The 21,809-nt window shown below is 60.6% G+C and carries 20 protein-coding genes; 14 read left to right on the top strand and 6 right to left on the bottom strand.

What is annotated here, in order from left to right; translation table 11 throughout:
- Nucleotides 1-13 precede the first annotated feature (13 nt).
- From phoR to proY, 4 genes are all read left to right on the top strand, one after another.
- The gene (gene phoR / locus GF111_RS08050) at nt 14-1,330 is read left to right on the top strand and encodes a phosphate regulon sensor histidine kinase PhoR (RefSeq protein WP_047728751.1); all 1,317 of its coding nucleotides are present in this window, start codon (nt 14-16) and stop codon (nt 1,328-1,330) included.
- A 14-nt stretch (nt 1,331-1,344) separates the two neighbouring features.
- The gene (locus GF111_RS08045; protein WP_038873239.1) at nt 1,345-2,307 is read left to right on the top strand and encodes a PstS family phosphate ABC transporter substrate-binding protein; all 963 of its coding nucleotides are present in this window, start codon (nt 1,345-1,347) and stop codon (nt 2,305-2,307) included.
- A gap of 485 nt (nt 2,308-2,792) precedes the next feature.
- Nucleotides 2,793-4,109 carry a branched-chain amino acid transport system II carrier protein gene (gene brnQ, locus GF111_RS08040; RefSeq protein WP_134267142.1) on the top strand — a complete coding sequence of 439 codons (1,317 nt, stop codon included), beginning with the start codon at nt 2,793-2,795 and terminating at the stop codon, nt 4,107-4,109.
- Nucleotides 4,110-4,182: 73 nt separating this feature from the next.
- On the top strand, nt 4,183-5,589 hold the full coding sequence (gene proY / locus GF111_RS08035; protein WP_019454218.1) for a proline-specific permease ProY: 1,407 nt from the start codon (nt 4,183-4,185) through the stop codon (nt 5,587-5,589).
- A gap of 31 nt (nt 5,590-5,620) precedes the next feature.
- Here proY and GF111_RS08030 read toward each other — a convergent pair whose 3' ends face one another.
- Nucleotides 5,621-5,884, bottom strand: coding sequence for a hypothetical protein (locus tag GF111_RS08030; RefSeq protein ID WP_038873243.1), 264 nt, complete (start codon nt 5,882-5,884; stop codon nt 5,621-5,623).
- 132 nt (nt 5,885-6,016) lie between these two features.
- Nucleotides 6,017-7,273 (bottom strand): mechanosensitive ion channel family protein, encoded by a 1,257-nt coding sequence (locus GF111_RS08025; protein WP_147190110.1) that lies wholly within the window; start codon nt 7,271-7,273, stop codon nt 6,017-6,019.
- Between the two features lie 247 nt (nt 7,274-7,520).
- Between GF111_RS08025 and malZ the strand changes: the two genes are divergently transcribed.
- Nucleotides 7,521-9,344, top strand: coding sequence for a maltodextrin glucosidase (gene malZ / locus GF111_RS08020; protein WP_038873247.1), 1,824 nt, complete (start codon nt 7,521-7,523; stop codon nt 9,342-9,344).
- A 53-nt stretch (nt 9,345-9,397) separates the two neighbouring features.
- Here malZ and ggt read toward each other — a convergent pair whose 3' ends face one another.
- From ggt to GF111_RS08005, 3 genes are all read right to left on the bottom strand, one after another.
- A complete protein-coding gene (gene ggt, locus GF111_RS08015; RefSeq protein ID WP_033637292.1) occupies nt 9,398-11,161 on the bottom strand; it encodes a gamma-glutamyltransferase in 1,764 nt (587 codons plus the stop codon).
- Nucleotides 11,162-11,395: 234 nt separating this feature from the next.
- A complete protein-coding gene (locus GF111_RS08010; protein ID WP_019454212.1) occupies nt 11,396-11,998 on the bottom strand; it encodes a peroxiredoxin C in 603 nt (200 codons plus the stop codon).
- 229 nt (nt 11,999-12,227) lie between these two features.
- Nucleotides 12,228-12,809 carry an ACP phosphodiesterase gene (locus tag GF111_RS08005; RefSeq protein ID WP_038873250.1) on the bottom strand — a complete coding sequence of 194 codons (582 nt, stop codon included), beginning with the start codon at nt 12,807-12,809 and terminating at the stop codon, nt 12,228-12,230.
- A gap of 120 nt (nt 12,810-12,929) precedes the next feature.
- Between GF111_RS08005 and queA the strand changes: the two genes are divergently transcribed.
- The 5 genes from queA (at nt 12,930) to secF (ending at nt 18,414) form a co-directional block, all read left to right on the top strand.
- The gene (queA, locus tag GF111_RS08000; protein WP_016928878.1) at nt 12,930-14,000 is read left to right on the top strand and encodes a tRNA preQ1(34) S-adenosylmethionine ribosyltransferase-isomerase QueA; all 1,071 of its coding nucleotides are present in this window, start codon (nt 12,930-12,932) and stop codon (nt 13,998-14,000) included.
- 72 nt (nt 14,001-14,072) lie between these two features.
- A complete protein-coding gene (gene tgt, locus GF111_RS07995) occupies nt 14,073-15,197 on the top strand; it encodes a tRNA guanosine(34) transglycosylase Tgt (RefSeq protein ID WP_033647322.1) in 1,125 nt (374 codons plus the stop codon).
- A 33-nt stretch (nt 15,198-15,230) separates the two neighbouring features.
- Nucleotides 15,231-15,563 carry a preprotein translocase subunit YajC gene (yajC, locus tag GF111_RS07990; protein WP_004940391.1) on the top strand — a complete coding sequence of 111 codons (333 nt, stop codon included), beginning with the start codon at nt 15,231-15,233 and terminating at the stop codon, nt 15,561-15,563.
- 24 nt (nt 15,564-15,587) lie between these two features.
- Entirely contained in the window at nt 15,588-17,435 is a 1,848-nt protein-coding gene (gene secD / locus GF111_RS07985) for a protein translocase subunit SecD (protein ID WP_071845295.1), read from the top strand.
- Between the two features lie 10 nt (nt 17,436-17,445).
- A complete protein-coding gene (gene secF / locus GF111_RS07980; protein WP_033647318.1) occupies nt 17,446-18,414 on the top strand; it encodes a protein translocase subunit SecF in 969 nt (322 codons plus the stop codon).
- Between the two features lie 64 nt (nt 18,415-18,478).
- Here secF and GF111_RS07975 read toward each other — a convergent pair whose 3' ends face one another.
- On the bottom strand, nt 18,479-19,039 hold the full coding sequence (locus GF111_RS07975; RefSeq protein WP_047728744.1) for a DUF3251 domain-containing protein: 561 nt from the start codon (nt 19,037-19,039) through the stop codon (nt 18,479-18,481).
- Between the two features lie 175 nt (nt 19,040-19,214).
- Between GF111_RS07975 and nrdR the strand changes: the two genes are divergently transcribed.
- The 4 genes from nrdR to nusB all read left to right on the top strand — a co-directional run bounded on the left by nrdR (nt 19,215) and on the right by nusB (nt 21,799).
- Entirely contained in the window at nt 19,215-19,664 is a 450-nt protein-coding gene (gene nrdR / locus GF111_RS07970; protein ID WP_004940387.1) for a transcriptional regulator NrdR, read from the top strand.
- Nucleotides 19,665-19,674: 10 nt separating this feature from the next.
- The gene (ribD, locus tag GF111_RS07965; protein WP_055316788.1) at nt 19,675-20,784 is read left to right on the top strand and encodes a bifunctional diaminohydroxyphosphoribosylaminopyrimidine deaminase/5-amino-6-(5-phosphoribosylamino)uracil reductase RibD; all 1,110 of its coding nucleotides are present in this window, start codon (nt 19,675-19,677) and stop codon (nt 20,782-20,784) included.
- 107 nt (nt 20,785-20,891) lie between these two features.
- Nucleotides 20,892-21,362, top strand: a complete 471-nt coding sequence (ribE, locus tag GF111_RS07960; RefSeq protein ID WP_004940385.1) for a 6,7-dimethyl-8-ribityllumazine synthase — start codon at nt 20,892-20,894, stop codon at nt 21,360-21,362.
- Between the two features lie 20 nt (nt 21,363-21,382).
- Nucleotides 21,383-21,799, top strand: a complete 417-nt coding sequence (gene nusB / locus GF111_RS07955; protein WP_004940384.1) for a transcription antitermination factor NusB — start codon at nt 21,383-21,385, stop codon at nt 21,797-21,799.
- Nucleotides 21,800-21,809: the final 10 nt, after the last annotated feature.

Here is a 21,809-nt window from a genome sequence, read left to right as displayed (position 1 = left end):
TGGAGAATATGCCGTGTTAGAACGTCTGTCGTGGAAGAGGCTGGCTCTGGAGCTGGCTCTTTTTTGTCTGCCCGCCTTACTGCTGGGGCTGATTTTCGGTTATCTGCCCTGGTTCCTGCTGGCCTCCGCGCTGGCTGCGCTGGTGTGGAATTTCTACAACCAGCTCAAACTCTCCCATTGGCTGTGGATCGACCGCAGCATGACGCCGCCGCCCGGCCGCTGGAGCTGGGAGCCGCTGTTCTATGGCCTGTATCAGATGCAGCAGCGCAATCGCCGCCGCCGGCGCGAGCTGGCGCTGCTGATCAAGCGCTTTCGCAGCGGGGCCGAATCGCTGCCTGATGCGGTGGTGATGACCACCGTCGAAGGCAATATCTTCTGGTGCAACGGGCTGGCGCAGCATCTGCTCGGCTTTCGCTGGCCGGAAGACAACGGCCAGCACATCCTCAACCTGCTGCGCTATCCGGAATTCAGCCACTACCTGCAACAGCAGGAGTTCTCGCGCCCGCTGACGCTGCAGCTGAACAACGCACACTACGTCGAATTCCGCGTAATGCCTTACTCCGAAGGGCAGCTGCTGATGGTGGCGCGCGACGTCACCCAGATGCGCCAGCTGGAGGGCGCGCGGCGCAACTTCTTTGCCAACGTCAGCCATGAGCTGCGCACGCCGCTGACGGTGCTGCAGGGCTACCTGGAGATGATGGGCGACGAAGAGCAGGACGGCTCGCTGCGCAGCAAGGCGCTCGGCACCATGCAAGAGCAGACCCGCCGGATGGACGGGCTGGTCAAGCAGCTGCTGACGCTGTCGCGCATCGAGGCAGCGCCCAATGTCGACATGAACGAGCGGGTGGATATTCCGCTGATGCTGCGGGTGTTGCAGCGCGAGGCGCAATCGCTGAGCGGCGGCAATCACGAGATCAGCTTCCGGGTGAACGAACAGCTCAACGTGTTCGGCAATGAAGACCAGTTGCGCAGCGCGGTGTCTAACCTGGTGTACAACGCGGTTAACCACACGCCGAAGGGCACCCATATCGAAGTGAGCTGGCAGCAGACGGCGCACGGCGCGCAGTTCCAGGTCAGCGACAACGGGCCGGGCATCGCCGCCGAACACCTTCCGCGCCTGACCGAGCGTTTTTACCGCGTCGACAAGGCCCGTTCGCGCCAAACCGGTGGCAGCGGGCTGGGGCTGGCGATCGTCAAACACGCGCTCAGCCATCACGACGCGCGGCTGGAGATCCTCAGCGAGCCGGGGATCGGCACGCGCTTTATCTTTACCTTACCCAACCGGTTGATTGTTCCCGCCGCTTTATCAGAGAATGCGGTGAAAAATTAACGCGAGACACCGGTATGACCCGAATAACCCGAGGGCTGTTGCTTTGCCTGGCGCTGCTGGCCGGACGCGGCGCGCTGGCGCAGCCCGAAGGCATGCTGGCGGGCAACCTGTCCAGCGTCGGTTCCGACACTCTGGCGAATCTGATGGCGCTGTGGGCGCAGGATTTCAGCCAGCATTACCCCAACGTTAACCTGCAGATCCAGGCCGCCGGCTCCTCTACCGCGCCGACCGCGTTGGCGGCGGGCGCCGCGCAGCTGGGCCCGATGAGCCGGCCGATGAAGGCGGCCGAGGTTTCGGCGTTCGAACACCGTTACGGCTATGCGCCGCTGGCGGTGCCGGTGGCGGTGGATGCGCTGGTGGTATTGGTGCATCAGGATAACCCGCTGCGCGGCCTCAATTTGCAGCAGCTCGATCGCATTTTCTCCGCCACCCGGCGCTGCGGTGAAAGCAAACCGCTGACGCGCTGGGGCGAGCTGGGGCTCAGCGGCGACTGGGCAACGCGCTCGCTGCAGCGCTTCGGCCGCAACTCGGCGTCCGGTACCTACGGCTATTTCAAACTGCGCGCGCTGTGCGGCGGCGATTTTATGCCGCGCGTCAATGAGCTGCCCGGCTCAGCTTCGGTGGTGCAGGCGGTGGCCGGTTCGCTCAACGGCATCGGCTATGCCAGCATCGGCTTTCGCGCCAGCGGTGTGCGGCTGCTGCCGTTGGCGGAGTCGGGAGAGGACTATGTCGCACCTACCGCCGCCAACGTGCGTAACGATCGCTACCCGCTGTCGCGCTATCTCTATATCTATATCAACAAAGCCCCCAATCAACCGCTCGAACCGCTGACCGCCGCGTTCCTCGACCGCGTGCTGTCGACCGCAGGGCAGAGCCTGGTCAATCACGACGGCTATCTGCCGCTGCCGCCGGCCGCCCTGCAGAAGACCCGCCAGGCGCTCGGCTTGCAGCCGCTCGCGTCGGCCACGGTGCAATAAGCGGCAAAAAACGGCGTAATTTTCGCCTTTTTTCACGGCAAAACGGAGCTTATGCCACGCGAAAACCGGGCATTTATTGGCGTTTTCGCGCGGTAAAGTGATATATGCTTCACGTTTCGTGAATCTGTTGTTCAAAAATGATACAAATCATGTAGTGTATATTTATTGATAGCCAATATGATCGACTGGTGGTAAAAGTTTATATGGTCGATAGTTCTGCTTTTCGCCGTGCGCCTTGCCTTGAAGCGCTATAAACGTTTACCTTAGCCTTCGTTGTCGGATTAAACCTCCATTTTTATAACTCCTAAAATTTTGCCCATCTTCATGAGCGGCCACTTTCGAATAGGGACATAAACGCCGGATCTATTGCGTTTAGGGTGCTTATTTGGCGCTGCAACGATCGGGCATGCCGGCAACCGGGTGGGGCGTCACGCCACCACGCTATCGGACACTATTTTTCATTTGAACAGGCAACACGACATCGTATGAGTCATCGTTTAACGTCAAAAGATATCCTGGCACTGGGCTTTATGACCTTTGCCTTATTCGTCGGGGCCGGGAACATCATCTTCCCGCCGATGGTCGGCTTGCAGTCCGGTGAACACGTCTGGACCGCGGCGCTGGGCTTCCTGATCACCGCCGTCGGTCTGCCGGTCATCACCGTCATCGCGCTGGCGCGCGTCGGCGGCGGCATCGACGCCCTCAGCTCACCGATCGGCCGTGGCGCCGGCCTCTTGCTGGCGACCGTCTGCTACCTGGCCGTCGGCCCGCTGTTCGCCACGCCGCGTACCGCTACCGTGTCCTTTGAAGTAGGCATCGCCCCGCTGACCGGCGACGGCGCCATGCCGCTGTTCATCTACAGCCTGGTGTACTTCGCGCTGGTGATCGGCATCTCCCTGTATCCGGGCCGCCTGCTCGACACCGTCGGCCACGTGCTGGCACCGCTGAAGATTGTGGCGCTGGCCGTATTGGGCATCGCCGCGCTGCTGTGGCCTGCCGGTGCGCCGATCCCGGCGACGGCGGCTTACCAGAGCGTGCCTTTCTCCTCCGGCTTCGTTAACGGCTATCTGACCATGGATACGCTGGGCGCGCTGGTATTCGGCATCGTTATCGTCAACGCGGCGCGCTCGCGCGGCGTGAAAGACGCCGGTCTGTTGACCCGTTACACCATTCTGGCCGGTTTGATTGCCGGCGTGGGCCTGACGCTGGTTTACCTGAGCCTGTTCAAGCTGGGCTCCGGCAGCGGCGCGTTGGTGCCTGACGCCACCAACGGCGCGGTGATCCTGCACGCTTACGTTCAGAACACCTTCGGCGGCCTGGGCAGCTTCTTCCTGGCGGCGCTGATCTTCATCGCCTGTATGGTAACCGCGGTCGGCCTGACCTGCGCCTGCGCCGAGTTCTTCGCGCAATACCTGCCGTTCTCGTACAAGACGCTGGTGTTTATCCTGGGCCTGTTCTCGATGGTGGTGTCCAACCTCGGCCTGAGCCACCTGATTCAGATTTCCATTCCGGTGCTGACCGCGATTTACCCGCCGTGCATCGTGCTGGTGGTGCTGAGCTTCACCCTGCGTTGGTGGCACAGCGCGCCGCGCATCATCGCGCCGGTGATGCTTGTCAGCCTGTTGTTTGGTATCCTTGACGCGGTGAAAGCCTCCAATTTCCAGCAGCTGCTGCCGGCCTGGACCACTCACCTGCCGCTGGCGGAGCAGGGGCTGGCATGGTTGCCGCCTTCGCTGCTGATGCTGGTGCTGGTCGCGATTTATGATCGGGTGTGTACGCGTTCCCAAGTGACCGCGCACTGATAATCCCCCGGCTTAATCCAGGGCCACGGACATGTCCGTGGCTTTTTTACGTTTAAAACTATGGGTCATCTTCATGCAACAACAGTCACCCACCACGGCCCCCGACAATAAGCTGAAACGCGGCCTCAGTACGCGTCATATCCGCTTTATGGCGCTGGGATCGGCCATCGGCACCGGGTTGTTCTACGGCTCGGCGGACGCCATCAAAATGGCCGGCCCGAGCGTGCTGCTGGCTTACCTGATCGGCGGCATCGTGGCCTTTATCATCATGCGCGCACTGGGGGAGATGTCGGTCAACAACCCGCAGGCCAGCTCGTTTTCCCGCTACGCGCAGGACTACCTCGGCCCGATGGCGGGTTACATCACCGGCTGGACCTACTGCTTTGAAATCCTGATCGTCGCCATCGCCGACGTGACCGCCTTCGGCATCTATATGGGGGTCTGGTTCCCTGAAGTGCCGCACTGGATCTGGGTGCTGAGCGTGGTGCTGATCATCGGCGCCATCAACCTGATGAGCGTCAAGGTATTCGGCGAGCTGGAGTTCTGGTTCTCGTTCTTCAAGGTCGCCACCATCATCATCATGATCGCGGCCGGCATCGGCATCATCATCTGGGGCATCGGCAACGGCGGGCAACCGACCGGCATTCATAACCTGTGGTCGAACGGCGGCTTCTTCAGCAACGGCTTTATCGGCATGATCCTGTCGCTGCAGCTGGTGATGTTCGCTTACGGCGGCATTGAAATCATCGGCATCACCGCCGGCGAAGCCAAAGATCCGAAAAAATCGATTCCGAAGGCCATCAACTCGGTGCCGTGGCGCATTCTGGTGTTCTACGTCGGCACGCTGTTCGTCATCATGTCTATCTACCCGTGGAACCAGGTGGGCACCAACGGCAGCCCGTTCGTACTGACCTTCCAGCATATGGGCATCACCGTGGCGGCAGGCATTCTCAACTTCGTGGTGATCACCGCTTCGCTGTCGGCGATCAACAGCGACGTGTTCGGCGTCGGCCGCATGCTGCACGGCATGGCCGAGCAGGGCCACGCGCCGAAGATGTTCAGCAAGGTGTCGAAACGCGGCATTCCCTGGGTGACGGTGGTGGTGATGATGCTGGCGCTGCTGCTGGCGGTATATCTCAACTACATCATGCCGGAGAGCGTGTTCCTGGTGATCGCGTCCCTGGCGACCTTCGCCACCGTGTGGGTGTGGATCATGATCCTGTTCTCCCAAATCGCCTTCCGCCGCAGCCTGAGCAAAGAGCAGGTGAAGCAGCTGGCGTTCCCGCTGCGCGGTGGGGTGTTCACCTCGGTGGTGGCGATCGTGTTCCTGGTGTTCATCATCGGCCTGATCGGCTACTTCCCGACCACGCGCGTCTCGCTGTACGCCGGCCTGGTCTGGGTGGTATTGCTGCTGGCGGGATACTGGTTCAAGGTCAACCATCAGAAAAAACGCGCGCCGTTGGCGACGCAGCAAGACTAAATGGAAAAACACCGGCTGAGCCGGTGTTTTTTTAGCGTTTGTCTTCCACTTCATCCTCCCCGGCGGCGCGCGCTTCGATACGCATGTCGCCGCCGTTAAGGCGTTCTTCCTCTTCCTCGCCGGCGCAGCGCGCCAGCACTTCGCGAATGTCCTGCATATTGCTGCTGAGGGCGCTCAGCGAAGGTTGCAGATTGCGTGGCATGCGGCTTTCGTCCAGCGAAGCGCTGTGCAGGCAGCCGATAAACAGCAGGGTGGCCATCAGGGTAAACAGCCGATGACGTAACCGTTTCAGCAAGGGCTTTCCCTCTCGGTGGTGAAGGTGATGGCGCATTAACGCCGTTTTCGCCGGGGAAAAGAAGGGGATGGAGATATCTGCTGGCAATTGAAAGAACATCATTACCAGCAGACACAGTTACGTCAGCCGACGTCAGGAAGCGTTCGCGTTTTGTCGCAGCATGCCGCGCAGGTCATTGCCGGTTGGCGTTTGATGCACGCGCAGGCCGAACTCGTCGATCACCGCCAGAATATGGTCGAAAATATCTGCCTGAATGCTTTCATACTCCGCCCAGACCGTGGTGTTGGTGAAGGCGTAGATTTCCAGCGGCAGGCCTTCCGGCGTCGGTGCCAGCTGGCGCACCATCAGCGTCATGTTCTGGTGAATGCGCGGGTGAGTGCGCAGATAGGCTTCCAGATAGGCGCGCAGCGTGCCGAGGTTGGTCAGGCGGCGGCCGTTGAGCGGCGAGGCCAGATCGACGGCGATCTCCTGGTTATGCTGGCTCAGCTCTTGGGTCTTGACGTTCAGGTAGCTGTGCAGCAGCGGGTTGCGCTGCAGGCGGCGCTGTTCCTCTTCCGACAGGAAGTGCACGCTGCCGGTGTCGATATTCAGGCTGCGCTTGATGCGACGCCCGCCGGATTCCGACATCGACCGCCAGTTTTTGAATGAGTCGGAGATCAGCGCGTAGGTGGGAATGGTGGTGATGGTGTTGTCCCAGTTACGCACTTTGACCGTGGTCAGGCCGATGTCGGTGACCGCGCCGTCGGCGCCGTATTTCGGCATTTCCAGCCAGTCGCCGATCTTCAGCATATCGTTGGCGGAGAGCTGAATGCCGGCCACCAGCCCGAGGATCGGATCCTTGAATACCAACATCAAGACCGCGGTCATGGCACCCAGGCCGCTGAGCAGCAGCAGCGGCGATTTGCCCATCAGCAACGAAACGATCATGATGCCGATCAGGATCGCCGCCACCAGTTTCAGGCCCTGGAAAATGCCGCGCAGCGGCAGCTGATTGGAAATCGGGCTTTGGCGCAGCAGCGCCAGCAGCGTATCCAACAGCGAGAACAGCGACAGCAGGGTGAAGGCGAGGATCCACACCTGCGCGGCGGTGACGATCACCGCCTGGGTTTGGCTGCCGCTCTGCAACCACAGCGTCGCCTGGATGCTGATGATCACCCCTTGCAGCAGCAGCGCCACGCGCTGGAACAGTTTGTATTGGGTGATGGCCTGTTGCCAGACGCGCTGCGATTGCTGGCCACGGCGCTGAAGGGCGGCCAGCACCACCCGGTGCAGCACCAGGTGGATCGCGACCGAGATCAGGACAATCAACCCCAATACCATCAACAGCGACATCACTCCGCCGAATTCCAAACCAAACTGTTCCAGCCAGCGCGTTATCTGTTGTTGCATTACCGCTCCTTAAAAAATGCGCAAAAAATATCCTGTAAACTTAAAACGCGTTAGCCTAAGGGGTAACGCGCAGGATTTGTGCCTGTTTACCTTTTTTTACATCGAGTTAGCGTTATTTTTCGGTCTCCGCCCCCCGGCTCATCCCCGGGTTTTGCGGCCAGAGAGGAGGGGGAGTTGCACTTAACGTGGCATTGTTCGCTTCTTGAAGAACGCCGTCGATTTCGTTTGGTACAGCAGGAGAAACAGTATGCTTAACGCCTGGCATCAACCGGTCCCGCCTTTTGTGGTGAAGCAAGGGCAACGTTTGGATATCACGCTGTGGTTACAGGGGGATGAACTGCCGGAACGGGTGTTTTTGCGCGCCGAACCGGACAACGAAGAGTGGCTGCTGGTGATGAAAGCGCAGCGTCACGAGGGAATGCGGCGCTACCAGGCCAGCCTGACGCTGAATGAGGGCGAGCCGACGCGGCGTTACTGCTTCAAGCTGCTGTGGGCCGATAGCCAGCAGTGGTTCGGCCCGCAGGGCTGGTCGCCAACGCCGCCGGGCCAGCTGGCGCAGTTCGCCGTCGACGAGCCCGACCATGGCCCCGAGTGGGTGGCGGATCAGCTGTTCTACCAGATTTTCCCCGATCGGTTCGCCAGCAGCGGCGGCGAACACGGCATCCAGAGCGGCAGCTACCGCCATCACGCGGCCGGTGCCGAGGTGATTCGGCGCGACTGGCAGCATCCGCTGGAGGATCGCCACGCCGCCTCGACCTTTTACGGCGGCGATCTGGACGGCATCAGCGCCAAACTGCCGTATTTGCAGCAGCTGGGCGTGACGGCGCTGTATCTGAACCCGATTTTTACCGCGCCGAGCGTGCATAAGTACGATACCGAGGACTATTACCAGGTCGATCCGCACTTTGGCGGCAACGCGGCGCTGCAGCGTTTGCGAGTGAGCACTCACAAGGTGGGCATGAAACTGGTGCTGGACGGGGTATTCAACCACACCGGCGACTCGCATCCGTGGTTCGACCGCCATCGCCAGGGCGAAAACGGCGCCTGTCACCACCCCGATTCACCGTATCGCGGCTGGTTCAACTTTTACCCGGACGGCCGCGCGCTCGACTGGAAGGGCAACGCCAGCCTGCCGAAGCTTAACTTCGCCGAGCCGCAGGTGGCGGAAGCGATCTATCGCGGAGAAGGCAGCGTGGTGCGCCACTGGCTGCGCCCGCCGTACAGCATCGACGGTTGGCGGCTGGACGTGGTGCATATGCTGGGGGAGAACGGCGGCGCCACCGGCAACCTGAACCACCTGGCTGGCATCTATCAGGCGGTGAAGCAGGAGAACCCGCAGGCCTACGTCTTGGGCGAGCATTTCGGCGACGCGCGCCGCTGGCTGCACGCCGGCGTGGAGGACGCGGCGATGAACTACATGGGGTTCGCGCTGCCGGTGCGGGCATTTTTGGCGGGGCTGGACGTGGCCTATCACCCGGTGCGGCTGGACGCCGCCGGGTGCGCGCAGTGGATGGACGGTTACCGCGCCGGGCTGCCGCACGGCCGCCAGCTGATCCAGTTCAACCAGTTGGACAGCCACGATACCGCGCGTTTTCTCACGCTGTTGCAGGGGAACGCGGCGCGCATGCAGATGGCAGCGGTGTGGTTGCTGAGCTGGATTGGCGTGCCTTGTCTCTACTACGGCGATGAGATTGGTCTGGACGGCGGCAACGATCCGTTCTGCCGCAAGCCGTTCCCGTGGGACGTCGGCGACTGGGACCGGCCTCTGTTGGCGCTGTTCCAGCGCATGGCGGCGCTGCGTAAACAGAGCGTGGCATTGCGTCGCGGCGGCTGTCAGGTGCTGTATGCCAGCGGAGAAACGCTGGTGTTCGTGCGCCTGTATCAGCAGGAGCAGGTGCTGGTGGCGCTGCAGCGCGACGGCAGCGGCCAGGCGCAGCTGCCGCACAACCCGCTGTTGGCGCGCGGCCCGTGGCGGCGTGTGGAAGGGCGGGGAGAGTTGAGCGAAACGGCAGGCGGGCTGCGCCTGCAGCTGGCGGAAGAGTCGGCCACCGTGTGGCGCTGCGAAGGCTAAAGCAACTGCGGGGGCCAAAGGGCCCCCGCGATAAAAGTGAGTAGGCGTTTACATCAGTAACCGACCGCAGAACCTGCCGGGCGACGCACGTCGTTGGCGCCATACAGATAGCCTTCGCGCACCTTGCCGGAAACCGCCGAGTCGTTGCCGGAGTTGGCCGGGCTGACGCCCGCCGCGCCCGGCAAACCGACCAGAATCAGTTCGGCGGCGCCCCACGGCGTTTGCTCGACCATCTTATAGCCCATACCGCTCAGCAGCTTCAGCGTATCGGCGGAAACGCCGCGCTGTTCGTAGTACACCTCATCCGGCAACCATTGGTGATGGATGCGCGGTGCGTCCACCGCTTCCTGCGGCGCCATGCCGTGGTCGATCACGTTCAACGCGGTCTGCAGGGTGATGGTGATGATGCGCGAACCGCCCGGCGAGCCCAGTACCATAAAGATCTTGTTGTCCTTGGTCACCAGCGTCGGGCTCATCGACGATAGTGGGCGCTTACCGGGGGCAATGCTGTTGGCGGTGCCCTGCACCAGTCCGTACAGGTTTTTCTCGCCCACTTTGACCGTAAAGTCGTCCATCTCGTCGTTGAGGAAGAAGCCGGTGCCCGGTGCGATCACCACGGCGCCGAAGCGGCCGTTGACGGTATAGGTGGTGGAGACGGCGTTGCCGTCGTGATCGACGATCGAATAGTGGGTGGTTTCCGGTTTTTCATGCGGCTCCATGCCGGGCTGCACGTTTTCCGACGGCGTGGCCTTGTCCGCGACGATTTTCTTGCGGATCTGCTCGGCGTAGCTCTTGCTCACCAGCCGGTCGATCGGGTTCTTGATGAATTCCGGGTCGCCGAGGTAGGTGTTGCGGTCCATGTAGGCATGGCGCATCGCTTCGGTCATGGTGTGAATGGCCGCCGCCGAGTTGAAGCCCATGCTTTTCAGGTCGTAGCCTTCCACCACGTTGAGGATTTCGCACAGCGTCACGCCGCCGGAGCTGGGAGGCGGCGCCGACACAAACTTGTAGCCGCGATAGCTGCAGGTAATCGGCGGGGTTTCGGTGACCTTGTAATTGGCGAAGTCGGCGGCGGTCAAGATGCCGCCGCCCTGTTTGGCCGCCGCCTCCACCGCCTGCGGGATCTTGCCTTTATAGAAGGCGTCGGTTCCCCCTTTGGCGATGGCTTCCAGCGTATTGGCCAGATCGGTTTGCACCAGTTTGTCCCCCGGCTGCAGCGGGCTGCCGTCCGGGCGCAGGAAGATTTTGGCCGACTCGGGATCCTGTTTGAAGCGTGCGACGGTGGTGTCGAGAATATCGGTATCGGCGCGGGTCAGCACAAAGCCTTCGCGCGCCAGCCTGATAGCCGGCGCCAGCACCTGTTCGCGGCTCAGCTTGCCGTACTTCTCACGCGCGGTTTCCATCCCCAGCACGGTGCCCGGCACGCCCGCTGCCAGATAGCCGTACAGGCTGGCGTCTTTCTTTACCTTGCCGTCGGCATCCAGATACATGTTGGCGCTGGCCGCCGCCGGCGCGGTTTCACGGAAGTTGATGAAGGTGTCGGTGCCGTCCGCCAGGTGGACGGTCATAAAGCCGCCGCCGCCGATGTTGCCGCAGCAAGGGTTAACCACCGCCTGCGCATAGCCCACCGCCACGGCGGCGTCGATGGCGTTGCCGCCCATCTTCAGGATATCCACGCCGACCTGCGAGGCCAGGTGTTGCGAGGTGACCACCATGCCGTTTTTGGCTTCCACCGCCGGGTTGGATGCCGCATACAGGCTGCCGCTGACCAGCAGCGCCGCCATGGTCAGGGGTTTGCTCCATTTCTGTAAAAACATAGTTATTCCTACCCTGTCAGTTTTTTATTGTGTTGTGTTTGCTTGCCGCTGTTCACTTGCAAAGCGCGAGCCAGCGTTATTGATAGTAGCCGCAGATGGGCGTGCGCGCGGCGAGCAGGGTGGGAAATGTGAGCGGAAACAGGGAAATAAAGCACTGAAGGTGGGCGGTCTGCCCCATAAAGGGGCATAAAAAAACCGGCCGCGTGGGCCGGTTGATTCACTATCAGGCTGAAATTACAGCTTGGCAGCGTTTTCAGACAGGTATTTTGCAACGCCGTCTGGGGAAGCGCCCATACCTGCTTTGCCTTTTTCCCACTGAGCCGGGCACACTTCACCGTGCTCTTCGTGGAATTGCAGCGCATCAACGGTACGGATCATTTCGTCGATGTTACGGCCGATTGGCAGGTCGTTAACAACCTGAGCACGCACGATGCCGTCTTTGTCGATCAGGAAAGAGCCGCGCAGCGCAACGCCGGCTTCCGGGTGTTCGATGCCGTAAGCTTTCTGGATTTCACGCTTGATGTCAGCAACCATTGCGTATTTCACTTCACCGATGCCGCCTTTGTCGACAGGGGTTTTACGCCATGCGTTGTGGACGAACTCTGAGTCGAAGGAAACGCCAACCACTTCAACGCCACGCTTCTGGAACTCTTCATAGCGGTGATCGAAAGCGATCAGCTCGGAAGGGCATACGAAGGTGAAGTCCATTGGCCAGAAGAACAGCACGGCCGGTTTGCCGTTCAGGTGCTTCTTCAGGTTGAAGTTTTCAACGATTTCGCCGCTACCCAGTACGGCAGCTGCAGTGAAGTCAGGGGCTTGACGAGTTACCAGGACCATAATTACTCCTGTAATAGGTGTTAAAGGGTGGATGTAAAAACAAGGGCCAGTATAGGGGCCGCGACGTGGTGAATAAAGGGTAAAAGACCAATCGATGAGATAGCTTTCACCTATCAAAGTCGTTGATATAATTTAGCGAGCTTTAAAAATAACCTTTTCCCACAAAAGGGCAAGCGGCAAAACGTAAATTCTTGCAAGGCGTTGCAATTTCAATGGCTTGGGCTTGACCTCAGAGCGCTTTGTCCTTCGCCTGCCGCATCATTTGCGGGTAAAACTGCCAGAACTGTGTTTCAAGCTGATGATAATGTTGCTCGACGTCGGCGAACGAGCCGGCCAGCGCATCGAGGCGCGGGCGGCGGCTGGCCATGCCCTGCAGCACCCGGGCAATGAACGGCAATTCGGCGTAGCGTTCCAGCCAGCGTTCCGGCCACAGGTAGCCGTTCAGGTTCTGAAAGCGCGGCGGCGTGAGCGGCAGAAAAGGTTCGATCTGGCTGCGGGCTTCCTGGGTAAACTGGTGCAGGTCGCGCGAAGGCTCCAGCTGCTGCCAGTGGCGCGCCAGAAAATGGTCCCACACCACGTCGAGGGTGATCGGTGCCACGCGGCGGTAGGGGGCGCTGAAATAGTCGCGGCTGGCTTTGACCTGCGGCAGGCTGTCGGTCAGCACGTCGACGCGGCGGTGCATCATGATGCCGGCCACCACGTCGGGCTGGTAGTCGGCGGCGGGGTTACCGCGCACGAAATCGGCCAGCAGGTTGCCCAGCAGCGAGCTGTTCGCCAGCATGGCCAGGTGAAGGTGAGCGAGAAAATTCATCCCTCAACTATACCCGAAGTCAGGCAAATCCTCCTTATTTCTTGCCGCTGACCGCCCCCGGCTTTAGACTAGGCCGCCTGTTTTTTACCAACCAGCCCTAAATTGAAGAAGTGAATACCCATGCGCGTCGCTGATTTTTCGTTTGAACTTCCCGAATCCCTGATTGCCCACTATCCCCAGGCCGAACGCAGCGCATGCCGCCTGCTGCAGCTGGACGGGCCGAGCGGGGCGCTGACGCACGGTGTATTCACCGATCTGCTGGATAAGCTGGAAGCCGGCGACCTGCTGGTGTTCAACAATACCCGCGTGATCCCGGCGCGCATGTTCGGCCGCAAGGTCAGCGGCGGCAAGATTGAAGTGCTGGTGGAGCGCGTGCTGGACGACCATCGCGTGCTGGCGCACGTGCGCGCGTCGAAAGCGCCGAAGCCGGGCGCCGAGCTGCTGTTGGGGGATGACGAGAGCATCGCCGCCACCATGGTAGCGCGCCACGAGACGCTGTTCGAGCTGCGCTTCAACGACGAACGCGACGTGTTCACTATCCTCAACGCCGCCGGCCACATGCCGCTGCCGCCTTATATCGCCCGCCCGGATGAAGACGCCGACCGCGAGCTGTATCAGACGGTCTACAGCGAGAAACCCGGCGCGGTCGCCGCGCCGACCGCCGGCCTGCACTTCGACGAACCGCTGCTGGCGGCGCTGCGCGCCAAGGGCGTAGAAATGGCGTTCGTGACGCTGCACGTCGGCGCTGGCACCTTCCAGCCGGTGCGCGTGGAAACCATCGAAGATCATGTGATGCACGCCGAATACGCCGAAGTGCCGCAGGACGTGGTCGATGCGGTGCTGGCCTGCAAGGCGCGCGGCAAACGCGTCGTGGCGGTGGGTACCACCTCGGTGCGTTCGCTGGAAAGTGCCGCGGCGGCCAGCAAAGAGGCGCTGATTGCGCCGTTCTTCGGCGACACCAGCATTTTTATCTATCCGGGCTATCACTATCAGGTGATCGACGCGCTGGTGACCAATTTCCACCTGCCGGAATCGACCCTGATCATGCTGGTGTCGGCCTTCGCCGGCTATAAAAATACCATGAACGCCTATCAGCAGGCGGTGGCCGAGCAGTATCGCTTTTTCAGCTACGGCGATGCGATGTTCATCAGCCGTAACCCGCAGGCGGAAAACGAGTCCGTCGGCGGTTAATTTCCCGGGCTGCGCCCACGGCGCGGCCCCGTTTCAACGACATCAGACTGTTTCTCTGATGCTGGAGGCTTTGTGAAGTACGAACTACAAACTACCGATGGCCGCGCGCGTCGCGGCCGCCTGATCTTCGACCGCGGCGTGGTGGAAACCCCGGCCTTTATGCCGGTCGGTACCTACGGTACGGTCAAGGGCATGACGCCGGAAGAAGTGAAAGAGACCGGCGCACAGATCCTGCTGGGCAACACCTTCCACCTGTGGCTGCGCCCGGGCCAGGAGATCATGAAACTGCACGGCGATCTGCACGACTTCATGCAGTGGCATGGGCCGATCCTCACCGACTCCGGCGGTTTCCAGGTATTCAGCCTGGGGGCGATGCGCAAGATCAAAGAGGAAGGCGTGTACTTCCGCAACCCGATCAACGGCGATAAGGTGTTCCTGAGTCCGGAAAAATCGATGGAAATCCAGTATGACCTGGGTTCCGACATCGTGATGATCTTCGACGAATGTACGCCGTACCCGGCCGACTGGGACTACGCCAAGCGTTCGATGGAAATGTCGCTGCGCTGGGCGGAGCGCAGCCGCAAGCGTTTCGACGAGCTGGAAAATAAAAATGCGCTGTTCGGCATCATTCAGGGCGGCGTTTACGAAGATTTACGTGATGTTTCAGTCAAAGGGCTGGTGGATATCGGCTTTGACGGGTACGCTGTGGGCGGCTTGGCTGTAGGCGAGCCGAAAGAGGATATGCATCGCATTCTTGAACACGTTTGCCCGCAAATTCCGGAAGATAAGCCACGCTATTTGATGGGCGTCGGCAAGCCGGAAGATTTGGTGGAAGGCGTGCGTCGCGGCATCGACATGTTCGACTGCGTCATGCCGACCCGCAACGCCCGCAACGGCCATCTGTTCGTGACTGACGGTGTGGTAAAAATCCGTAATGCCAAGCACAAGGATGATACTTCTCCGCTGGATAAGGACTGTGATTGCTACACGTGTCGCCATTACAGCCGCGCCTACTTGCACCATCTCGACCGTTGCAACGAAATATTGGGTGCTCGACTGAACACGATTCATAACCTGCGTCACTACCAGCGCCTCATGGCGGGTTTACGCCAGGCTATCGAAGAGGGTAAATTAGAGCAGTTTGTTGCGGATTTCTATGGTCGGATCGGCAAGCCGATTCCGCCTTTAAACGCTTGATCTAATAATTGATAACTTAATGAGGGAATTTCAATGAGCTTTTTCATTTCTGACGCCGTCGCATCCGCAGGGGCTCCGGCTCAGGGAAGCCCGTACTCTCTGATCATTATGCTGGTGGTGTTCGGCCTGATCTTCTACTTCATGATCCTGCGCCCACAGCAGAAGCGTGCGAAAGATCACAAGAAGCTGATGGACTCCATCGGTAAAGGCGACGAAGTGCTGACCACCGGCGGCCTGATCGGTCGCGTGACCAAAGTGGCCGACACCGGCATCATCGCCATCGCGCTGAACGACACCACGGAAGTGATGATCAAGCGTGACTTCGTGGCGGCCGTTCTGCCGAAAGGTACCATGAAGGCCCTGTAATCTTTTTTCCCGAAGGGAATTGCCGTGCTAAACCGTTATCCTTTGTGGAAGTATCTGATGTTGATCGTCGTGATCCTCGTCGGTCTGCTTTATGCGCTTCCCAACATCTACGGTGAGGATCCGGCCGTACAAATCACTGGCGCGCGCGGCGTCGCCGCCAGTGAAACTACGCTGGACCAGGTCCGTACCGTATTAGAAAAAGACAACATCGCGAGCAAGTCGATTGCGCTGGAAAATGGCGCCATCCTGGCTCGCTTTAAAGATCCTGACGTTCAGCTGCGCGCCCGCGAAGCGCTGGTGACCGAGCTGGGTGACAAATTCGTCGTGGCGCTGAACCTGGCGCCGGCCACGCCGACCTGGCTGGCCATGCTGGGCGCAGAGCCGATGAAACTCGGCCTGGACCTGCGCGGCGGCGTGCACTTCCTGATGGAAGTGGACATGGACACCGCGCTGAGCAAGCTGCAGGAACAGACCATGGATACCCTGCGCAGCGAGCTGCGCGAGAAGGGCATTCCTTACGCGTCTATCCGCAAGCTGGACAACAACGGCGTGGAAGTTCGCTTCCGTGACGATGCGGCCCGCGATCAGGCCATCAGCTACATCGGCCCGCGTCAGCGCGATCTGGTGCTGTCCGCCAACGGCGCCAACACCATGAAAGCCAGCCTGACGGACGCCCGTCTGAGCGAAGCGCGCGAATACGCCGTCCAGCAGAACATCACTATCCTGCGTAACCGCGTCAACCAGCTCGGCGTCGCCGAACCGCTGGTGCAGCGCCAGGGCGCCGACCGCATCGTGGTCGAGCTGCCGGGCATTCAGGACACCGCGCGTGCCAAAGAAATTCTGGGCGCCACCGCGACCCTGGAGTTCCGTCTGGTGAACACCAATGCGGACGCCACTGCGGCGGCCAACGGCCGCGTGCCGGGTGACTCCGAGGTGAAATACACCCGTGACGGCCAGCCGATCGTGCTGTACAAGCGTGTGATTCTGACCGGTGACCACATCACCGACTCCACCTCGAGCACCGACGAATACAACCAGCCGCAGGTTAACATCTCGCTGGACAGCGCCGGCGGCACGTCCATGTCCAACTTCACCAAGGACAACATCGGCAAGCCGATGGCGACCCTGTTCGTGGAGTATAAGGACAGCGGCAAGAAAGACGCCAACGGCCGCGCGGTGCTGGTGAAACAGGAAGAAGTGATCAACGTGGCGAACATTCAGTCGCGTCTGGGCAACAGCTTCCGCATCACCGGTATCGGCAACCCGAACGAAGCGCGTCAGCTTTCGCTGCTGCTGCGTGCGGGCGCGCTGATCGCGCCGATTCAGATCGTCGAAGAGCGCACCATCGGTCCAACCCTGGGTCAGCAGAACATCACCCAAGGTCTGGAAGCCTGTCTGTGGGGCCTGGTGGCGTCCATCGTCTTCATGGTGGTCTGGTACCGTAAGTTCGGCGTGATAGCCACCACGGCGCTGGTTGCCAACTTGGTGCTGATCGTCGGCGTGATGTCCCTGTTGCCGGGGGCGACGCTGACCATGCCGGGCATTGCCGGGATCGTGTTGACGCTGGCGGTGGCGGTTGACGCCAACGTACTGATTAACGAACGTATCAAGGAAGAGCTGAAGAACGGCAGGTCCGTTCAGCAGGCGATCCATGAAGGCTATAAAGGCGCGTTCTCCAGTATCGTCGACGCCAACATCACCACGCTGATCACCGCGGTCATCCTGTACGCAGTCGGCACCGGTTCGATCAAAGGCTTTGCGATCACCACCGCTATCGGTGTGGCGACGTCCATGTTCACCGCGATTGTCGGTACCCGTGCCATCGTCAACCTGCTTTACGGCGGCAAACGCATTAACAAGCTGTCTATCTGAGGAGTGCGTTGTGGCACAGGATTATACTGTTGAGCAACTCAACTACGGCCGTAAAGTCTACGACTTTATGCGCTGGGACTATTTGGCCTTCGGCATCTCGTTGCTGCTGTTGGTCGCGTCGATCGCTACCATGTCGGTGCGCGGGTTTAACTGGGGTCTGGATTTCACCGGCGGTACGGTGATTGAAATCAACCTGGAGAAACCGGCTAACCTCGACCTGATGCGCGACACGCTGGAGAAGGCCGGGTTCCAGGATCCGATCATCCAGAACTTCGGCAGCAGCCGCGACGTGATGGTGCGCATGCCACCGGCGACCGGCACCGCAGGCCAGGAACTGGGCAACAAGGTGATCGGCGTGATTAACGACTCGGTGGATAAAAACGCCACCGTGAAACGCATCGAGTTCGTCGGCCCGAGCGTGGGCAGCGAGCTGGCGCAAACCGGCGGCATGGCGCTGCTGGTGGCGTTGATCTGTATCCTGATCTACGTCGGTTTCCGCTTCGAGTGGCGCCTGGCGCTGGGGGCGGTTATCGCGCTGGCGCACGACGTGATCATCACGCTGGGCGTGCTGTCGCTGTTCCACATCGAGATTGACCTGACCATCGTCGCGTCCCTGATGTCGGTTATCGGTTACTCGCTGAACGACAGCATCGTGGTCTCTGACCGTATTCGTGAGAACTTCCGCAAGATCCGCCGCGGTACGCCTTACGAAATCATGAACGTGTCGTTGACCCAGACGCTGAGCCGTACGCTGATGACTTCCGGGACCACCCTGATGGTGGTGCTGATGCTGTACATCTTCGGTGGCGCGATGCTGCAAGGCTTCTCGCTGGCGATGCTGATCGGCGTGTCGATCGGTACCGTTTCCTCCATCTACGTCGCGTCCGCGCTGGCGTTGAAGCTGGGGATGAAACGCGAACACATGCTGCAGCAAAAAGTGGAAAAAGAGGGCGCAGATCAGCCTTCGATTCTGCCTTAATCGCCGCAGTATTCAGCGAAATGAGAAGGAGCGCCGATGGCGCTCCTTTTTTTTGCTTCGGGTTTCAGTGCGGCTGTACCACCGCCGGTTGGGCGGTCGAAACCAGACTGTGCAGGCGGATATAGCCCAGCTGTTCCGGTGTCAGGCCACTGAAGCGCAGTTCGAAGTCCTGGCCGGGTTTCGGCAGCAGCGAATCGGCGCTGGCGATCGGTTGCGACAGCGCCTCGGCGGTCAACGGCCGGCCGGTGGCTTCATCCAGTGGGCCCCATTCGACCACTGCGTTGAACGGCGGCAGCGTGGCCTGCGAGAGGATGCGCACATGCAGCTGCGCCTGCGTGCCGTTGGCTTCGCTCTTGATGTGGCTCAGCGAAACGCTCAGCTCGCCGAGGCTGCTCTGCAAACGGGCGGCGCTCCGGGCTGCCGGCAGCAGGTAGACGCCGTTGTCGGAGTGCTGATTGAGCAGATTCTGTCGCTCCAGCGCGGTGGTTTGATCGGTCAGCACGCTCACTTTCTGGTTCAGCGCGGCGACCTGATGGCGCAGCTGAGGCACGGCGGCGTTGTGCGCGCAGCCCGTCAGCAACACGGCGGCGGCGAGCAGGGCGATTTTGGGGTAACAGGTTGTCATGACGGCGATTTCCTATGCTGAATCTCCTGCTATCAGCTTAGTCCGCCCGGAGGGGAAAGTCATATCGGCGCCGCTTCCTGGCCGCGTGTCGCAACAAATGGCCGCCGCCCTTTGTTGTGGCTGCACTTCGGGGTAAACTGCATTTATCTATAAAAAACGTTTATCAGGACGTGTTATGCATTGCCCTTTCTGCGCCGCCGTTGATACCAAAGTCATTGATTCCCGCCTGGTGGGGGACGGTTCGCAAGTGCGCCGTCGCCGCCAGTGTCTGGTGTGCAATGAACGTTTCACCACCTTCGAGGTGGCCGAGCTGGTGATGCCGCGAGTGATTAAAAGCGATGAGGTGCGCGAGCCGTTCAACGAAGACAAACTGCGCCGCGGCATGCTGAAAGCGCTGGAAAAGCGCCCGGTTAGCTCGGACGACGTGGAAAACGCCCTTAATCACATCAAATCTCAACTGCGCGCCACCGGCGAACGCGAAGTGCCGACCAAACTGGTGGGCAATCTGGTGATGGACGCGCTGAAAAAGCTGGATAAGGTCGCCTATATTCGCTTCGCGTCGGTGTACCGCAGCTTCGAAGACGTGCGCGAGTTCGGCGAAGAGATTGCCCGCCTGCAAGACTAAAGGATCTTTCATGTATCACGACGAATTTTACATGGCGCGTGCCTTCGAACTGGCGCGGCTGGGGCGTTTTACCACCGCGCCCAATCCGAACGTCGGCTGCGTTATCGTGCGCGACGGCGAAATTGTCGGTGAAGGCTATCATCTGCGCGCCGGCGAGCCGCACGCGGAAGTGCACGCGCTGCGCATGGCGGGCGACAAGGCGCGCGGCGCCACCGCCTATGTCACGCTCGAGCCGTGCAGCCATCACGGCCGCACGCCGCCCTGTGCCGATGCGCTGGTGGCCGCCGGCGTGACGCGGGTGGTCGCGGCGATGCAAGATCCTAACCCGCAGGTGGCGGGGCGCGGGCTGTACAAGCTGCAGCAGGCCGGCGTCGAGGTGCGGCACGGCCTGATGCTGGCCGAGGCCGAAGCGGTCAATCTGGGCTTCCTCAAGCGCATGCGCACCGGCTTCCCTTACGTGCAGCTGAAGCTGGGCGCGTCGTTGGACGGCCGCACGGCGATGGCCTCCGGCGAGAGCCAGTGGATCACCTCACCCGAAGCGCGTCAGGACGTTCAGCGCCTGCGCGCGCAGAGCGCCGCCATCCTCAGCACCAGCGCCACCGTGCTGGCGGACGATCCGTCGCTGACGGTGCGTTGGGATGAATTGGACGCCGAGACGCAGCGCCTCTATCCGCGCGACAATCTACGCCAGCCGCTGCGCATCCTGCTCGACAGCCAAAACCGCATTACCCCGCAGCACCGCGTGGTGCAGCAGCCCGGCGCCACCTGGCTGGCGCGCCTGCAGGCGGATGAACAGACCTGGCCGCAAGACGTTGAGCAGTTTATCTGCCCGGCGCACGGCGGCGGCGTCGATCTGGTGGTGATGATGATGCTGTTGGCCAAGCGCCAGGTGAATTCAATCTGGGTGGAGGCGGGCGCATCGCTGGCCGGCGCGTTGCTGCAGGCCGGCCTGGTGGATGAGCTTATTTTGTACATCGCGCCGAAACTGTTGGGCGATAATGGCCGTGGCCTGTGCCACCTGCCGGGCCTGGAGCGATTGGCCGACGCGCCGGAGTTCGTCTTTAGCGACGTGCGTCAGGTCGGCCCCGATCTGCGTTTGCGCCTGCGGGCGAAACACTGAATCTCGCGCCCGCGCGCCGGTTTTACAAAAGCGCCGCGCAGGCGATGAAAGAATATGATAGAATCCGCCCCCCTGCGGGGTATTGAACCCATTTTTAAGGAAAGCCCATGAAAGTTATCGAAGGTGTTGTTGCTACTCCAAATGCCCGTGTGGCGATCGCAATTGCACGTTTTAACAATTTCATCAATGACAGCCTGCTGGAAGGCGCCATCGACGCGCTGAAACGCATTGGTCAGGTTGCTGACGACAACATCACCGTTGTCTGGGTCCCGGGCGCTTACGAGCTGCCGCTGACGGCGAGCGTATTGGCCAAAACCGGCAAATACGACGCGGTTATCGCGCTGGGCACCGTTATCCGTGGGGGCACCGCGCACTTCGAATATGTGGCGGGTGAAGCCAGCTCCGGCATCGGCAACGTTGCGATGAATGCCGAAATCCCGGTTGCTTTTGGCGTGCTGACCACCGAAAGCATCGAGCAGGCGATCGAACGCGCCGGCACCAAAGCGGGTAACAAGGGCGCTGAAGCCGCGCTGACCGCACTTGAAATGATTAATGTTATCAAAGCTATTAAAGCCTGAATTTAGTTAAGGGGAATTCCGTGAAACCTGCTGCTCGTCGCCGCGCTCGTGAGTGCGCTGTTCAAGCGCTTTACTCTTGGCAGTTGTCTAAAAACGACCTTGCCGATGTTGAACACCAGTTCCTGACGGAGCAGGATGTCAAAGATGTTGACGTCGCCTATTTTCGCGAGTTGCTGTCCGGCGCGGCAGTGAATGCAGGTATGCTGGACGAACTGATGGCGCCTTACCTGTCGCGTCAGCTCGAAGAGCTGGGCCAGGTGGAGCGCGCGGTGCTGCGCGTCGCGTTGTTTGAACTGAAAATGCGCGAGGATGTCCCTTACAAGGTGGCGATCAACGAAGCGATCGAACTGGCGAAAACCTTCGGCGCGGAAGACAGCCACAAGTTTGTGAACGGGGTGCTGGATAAAGTGGCGCCAACCCTTCGCAAGAAAAAGTAAAACTTTAAGG

Origin of the sequence: Serratia sp. HRI (genome assembly GCF_010119335.3) — a bacterium.
In the GTDB taxonomy this organism is placed as follows: domain Bacteria; phylum Pseudomonadota; class Gammaproteobacteria; order Enterobacterales; family Enterobacteriaceae; genus Serratia; species Serratia nevei.
The sequence above is the reverse complement of the archived record's forward strand: the minus strand, read 5'-3'. Positions and strand labels throughout refer to the sequence as shown.

Bases quoted from the DNA above. Each gene is read 5' to 3' on its own strand.
- ggt (WP_033637292.1), bottom strand. From the start codon at position 11,161: ATGTTTTTACAGAAATGGAGCAAACCCCTGACCATGGCGGCGCTGCTG.
- queA (WP_016928878.1), top strand. From the start codon at position 12,930: ATGCGCGTCGCTGATTTTTCGTTTGAACTTCCCGAATCCCTGATTGCC.
- GF111_RS07975 (WP_047728744.1), bottom strand. From the start codon at position 19,039: ATGACAACCTGTTACCCCAAAATCGCCCTGCTCGCCGCCGCCGTGTTG.
- yajC (WP_004940391.1), top strand. From the start codon at position 15,231: ATGAGCTTTTTCATTTCTGACGCCGTCGCATCCGCAGGGGCTCCGGCT.
- ribD (WP_055316788.1), top strand. From the start codon at position 19,675: ATGTATCACGACGAATTTTACATGGCGCGTGCCTTCGAACTGGCGCGG.
- ribE (WP_004940385.1), top strand. From the start codon at position 20,892: ATGAAAGTTATCGAAGGTGTTGTTGCTACTCCAAATGCCCGTGTGGCG.
- proY (WP_019454218.1), top strand. From the start codon at position 4,183: ATGCAACAACAGTCACCCACCACGGCCCCCGACAATAAGCTGAAACGC.
- GF111_RS08025 (WP_147190110.1), bottom strand. From the start codon at position 7,273: ATGCAACAACAGATAACGCGCTGGCTGGAACAGTTTGGTTTGGAATTC.
- GF111_RS08010 (WP_019454212.1), bottom strand. From the start codon at position 11,998: ATGGTCCTGGTAACTCGTCAAGCCCCTGACTTCACTGCAGCTGCCGTA.
- GF111_RS08005 (WP_038873250.1), bottom strand. From the start codon at position 12,809: ATGAATTTTCTCGCTCACCTTCACCTGGCCATGCTGGCGAACAGCTCG.
- nrdR (WP_004940387.1), top strand. From the start codon at position 19,215: ATGCATTGCCCTTTCTGCGCCGCCGTTGATACCAAAGTCATTGATTCC.
- brnQ (WP_134267142.1), top strand. From the start codon at position 2,793: ATGAGTCATCGTTTAACGTCAAAAGATATCCTGGCACTGGGCTTTATG.
- GF111_RS08045 (WP_038873239.1), top strand. From the start codon at position 1,345: ATGACCCGAATAACCCGAGGGCTGTTGCTTTGCCTGGCGCTGCTGGCC.
- malZ (WP_038873247.1), top strand. From the start codon at position 7,521: ATGCTTAACGCCTGGCATCAACCGGTCCCGCCTTTTGTGGTGAAGCAA.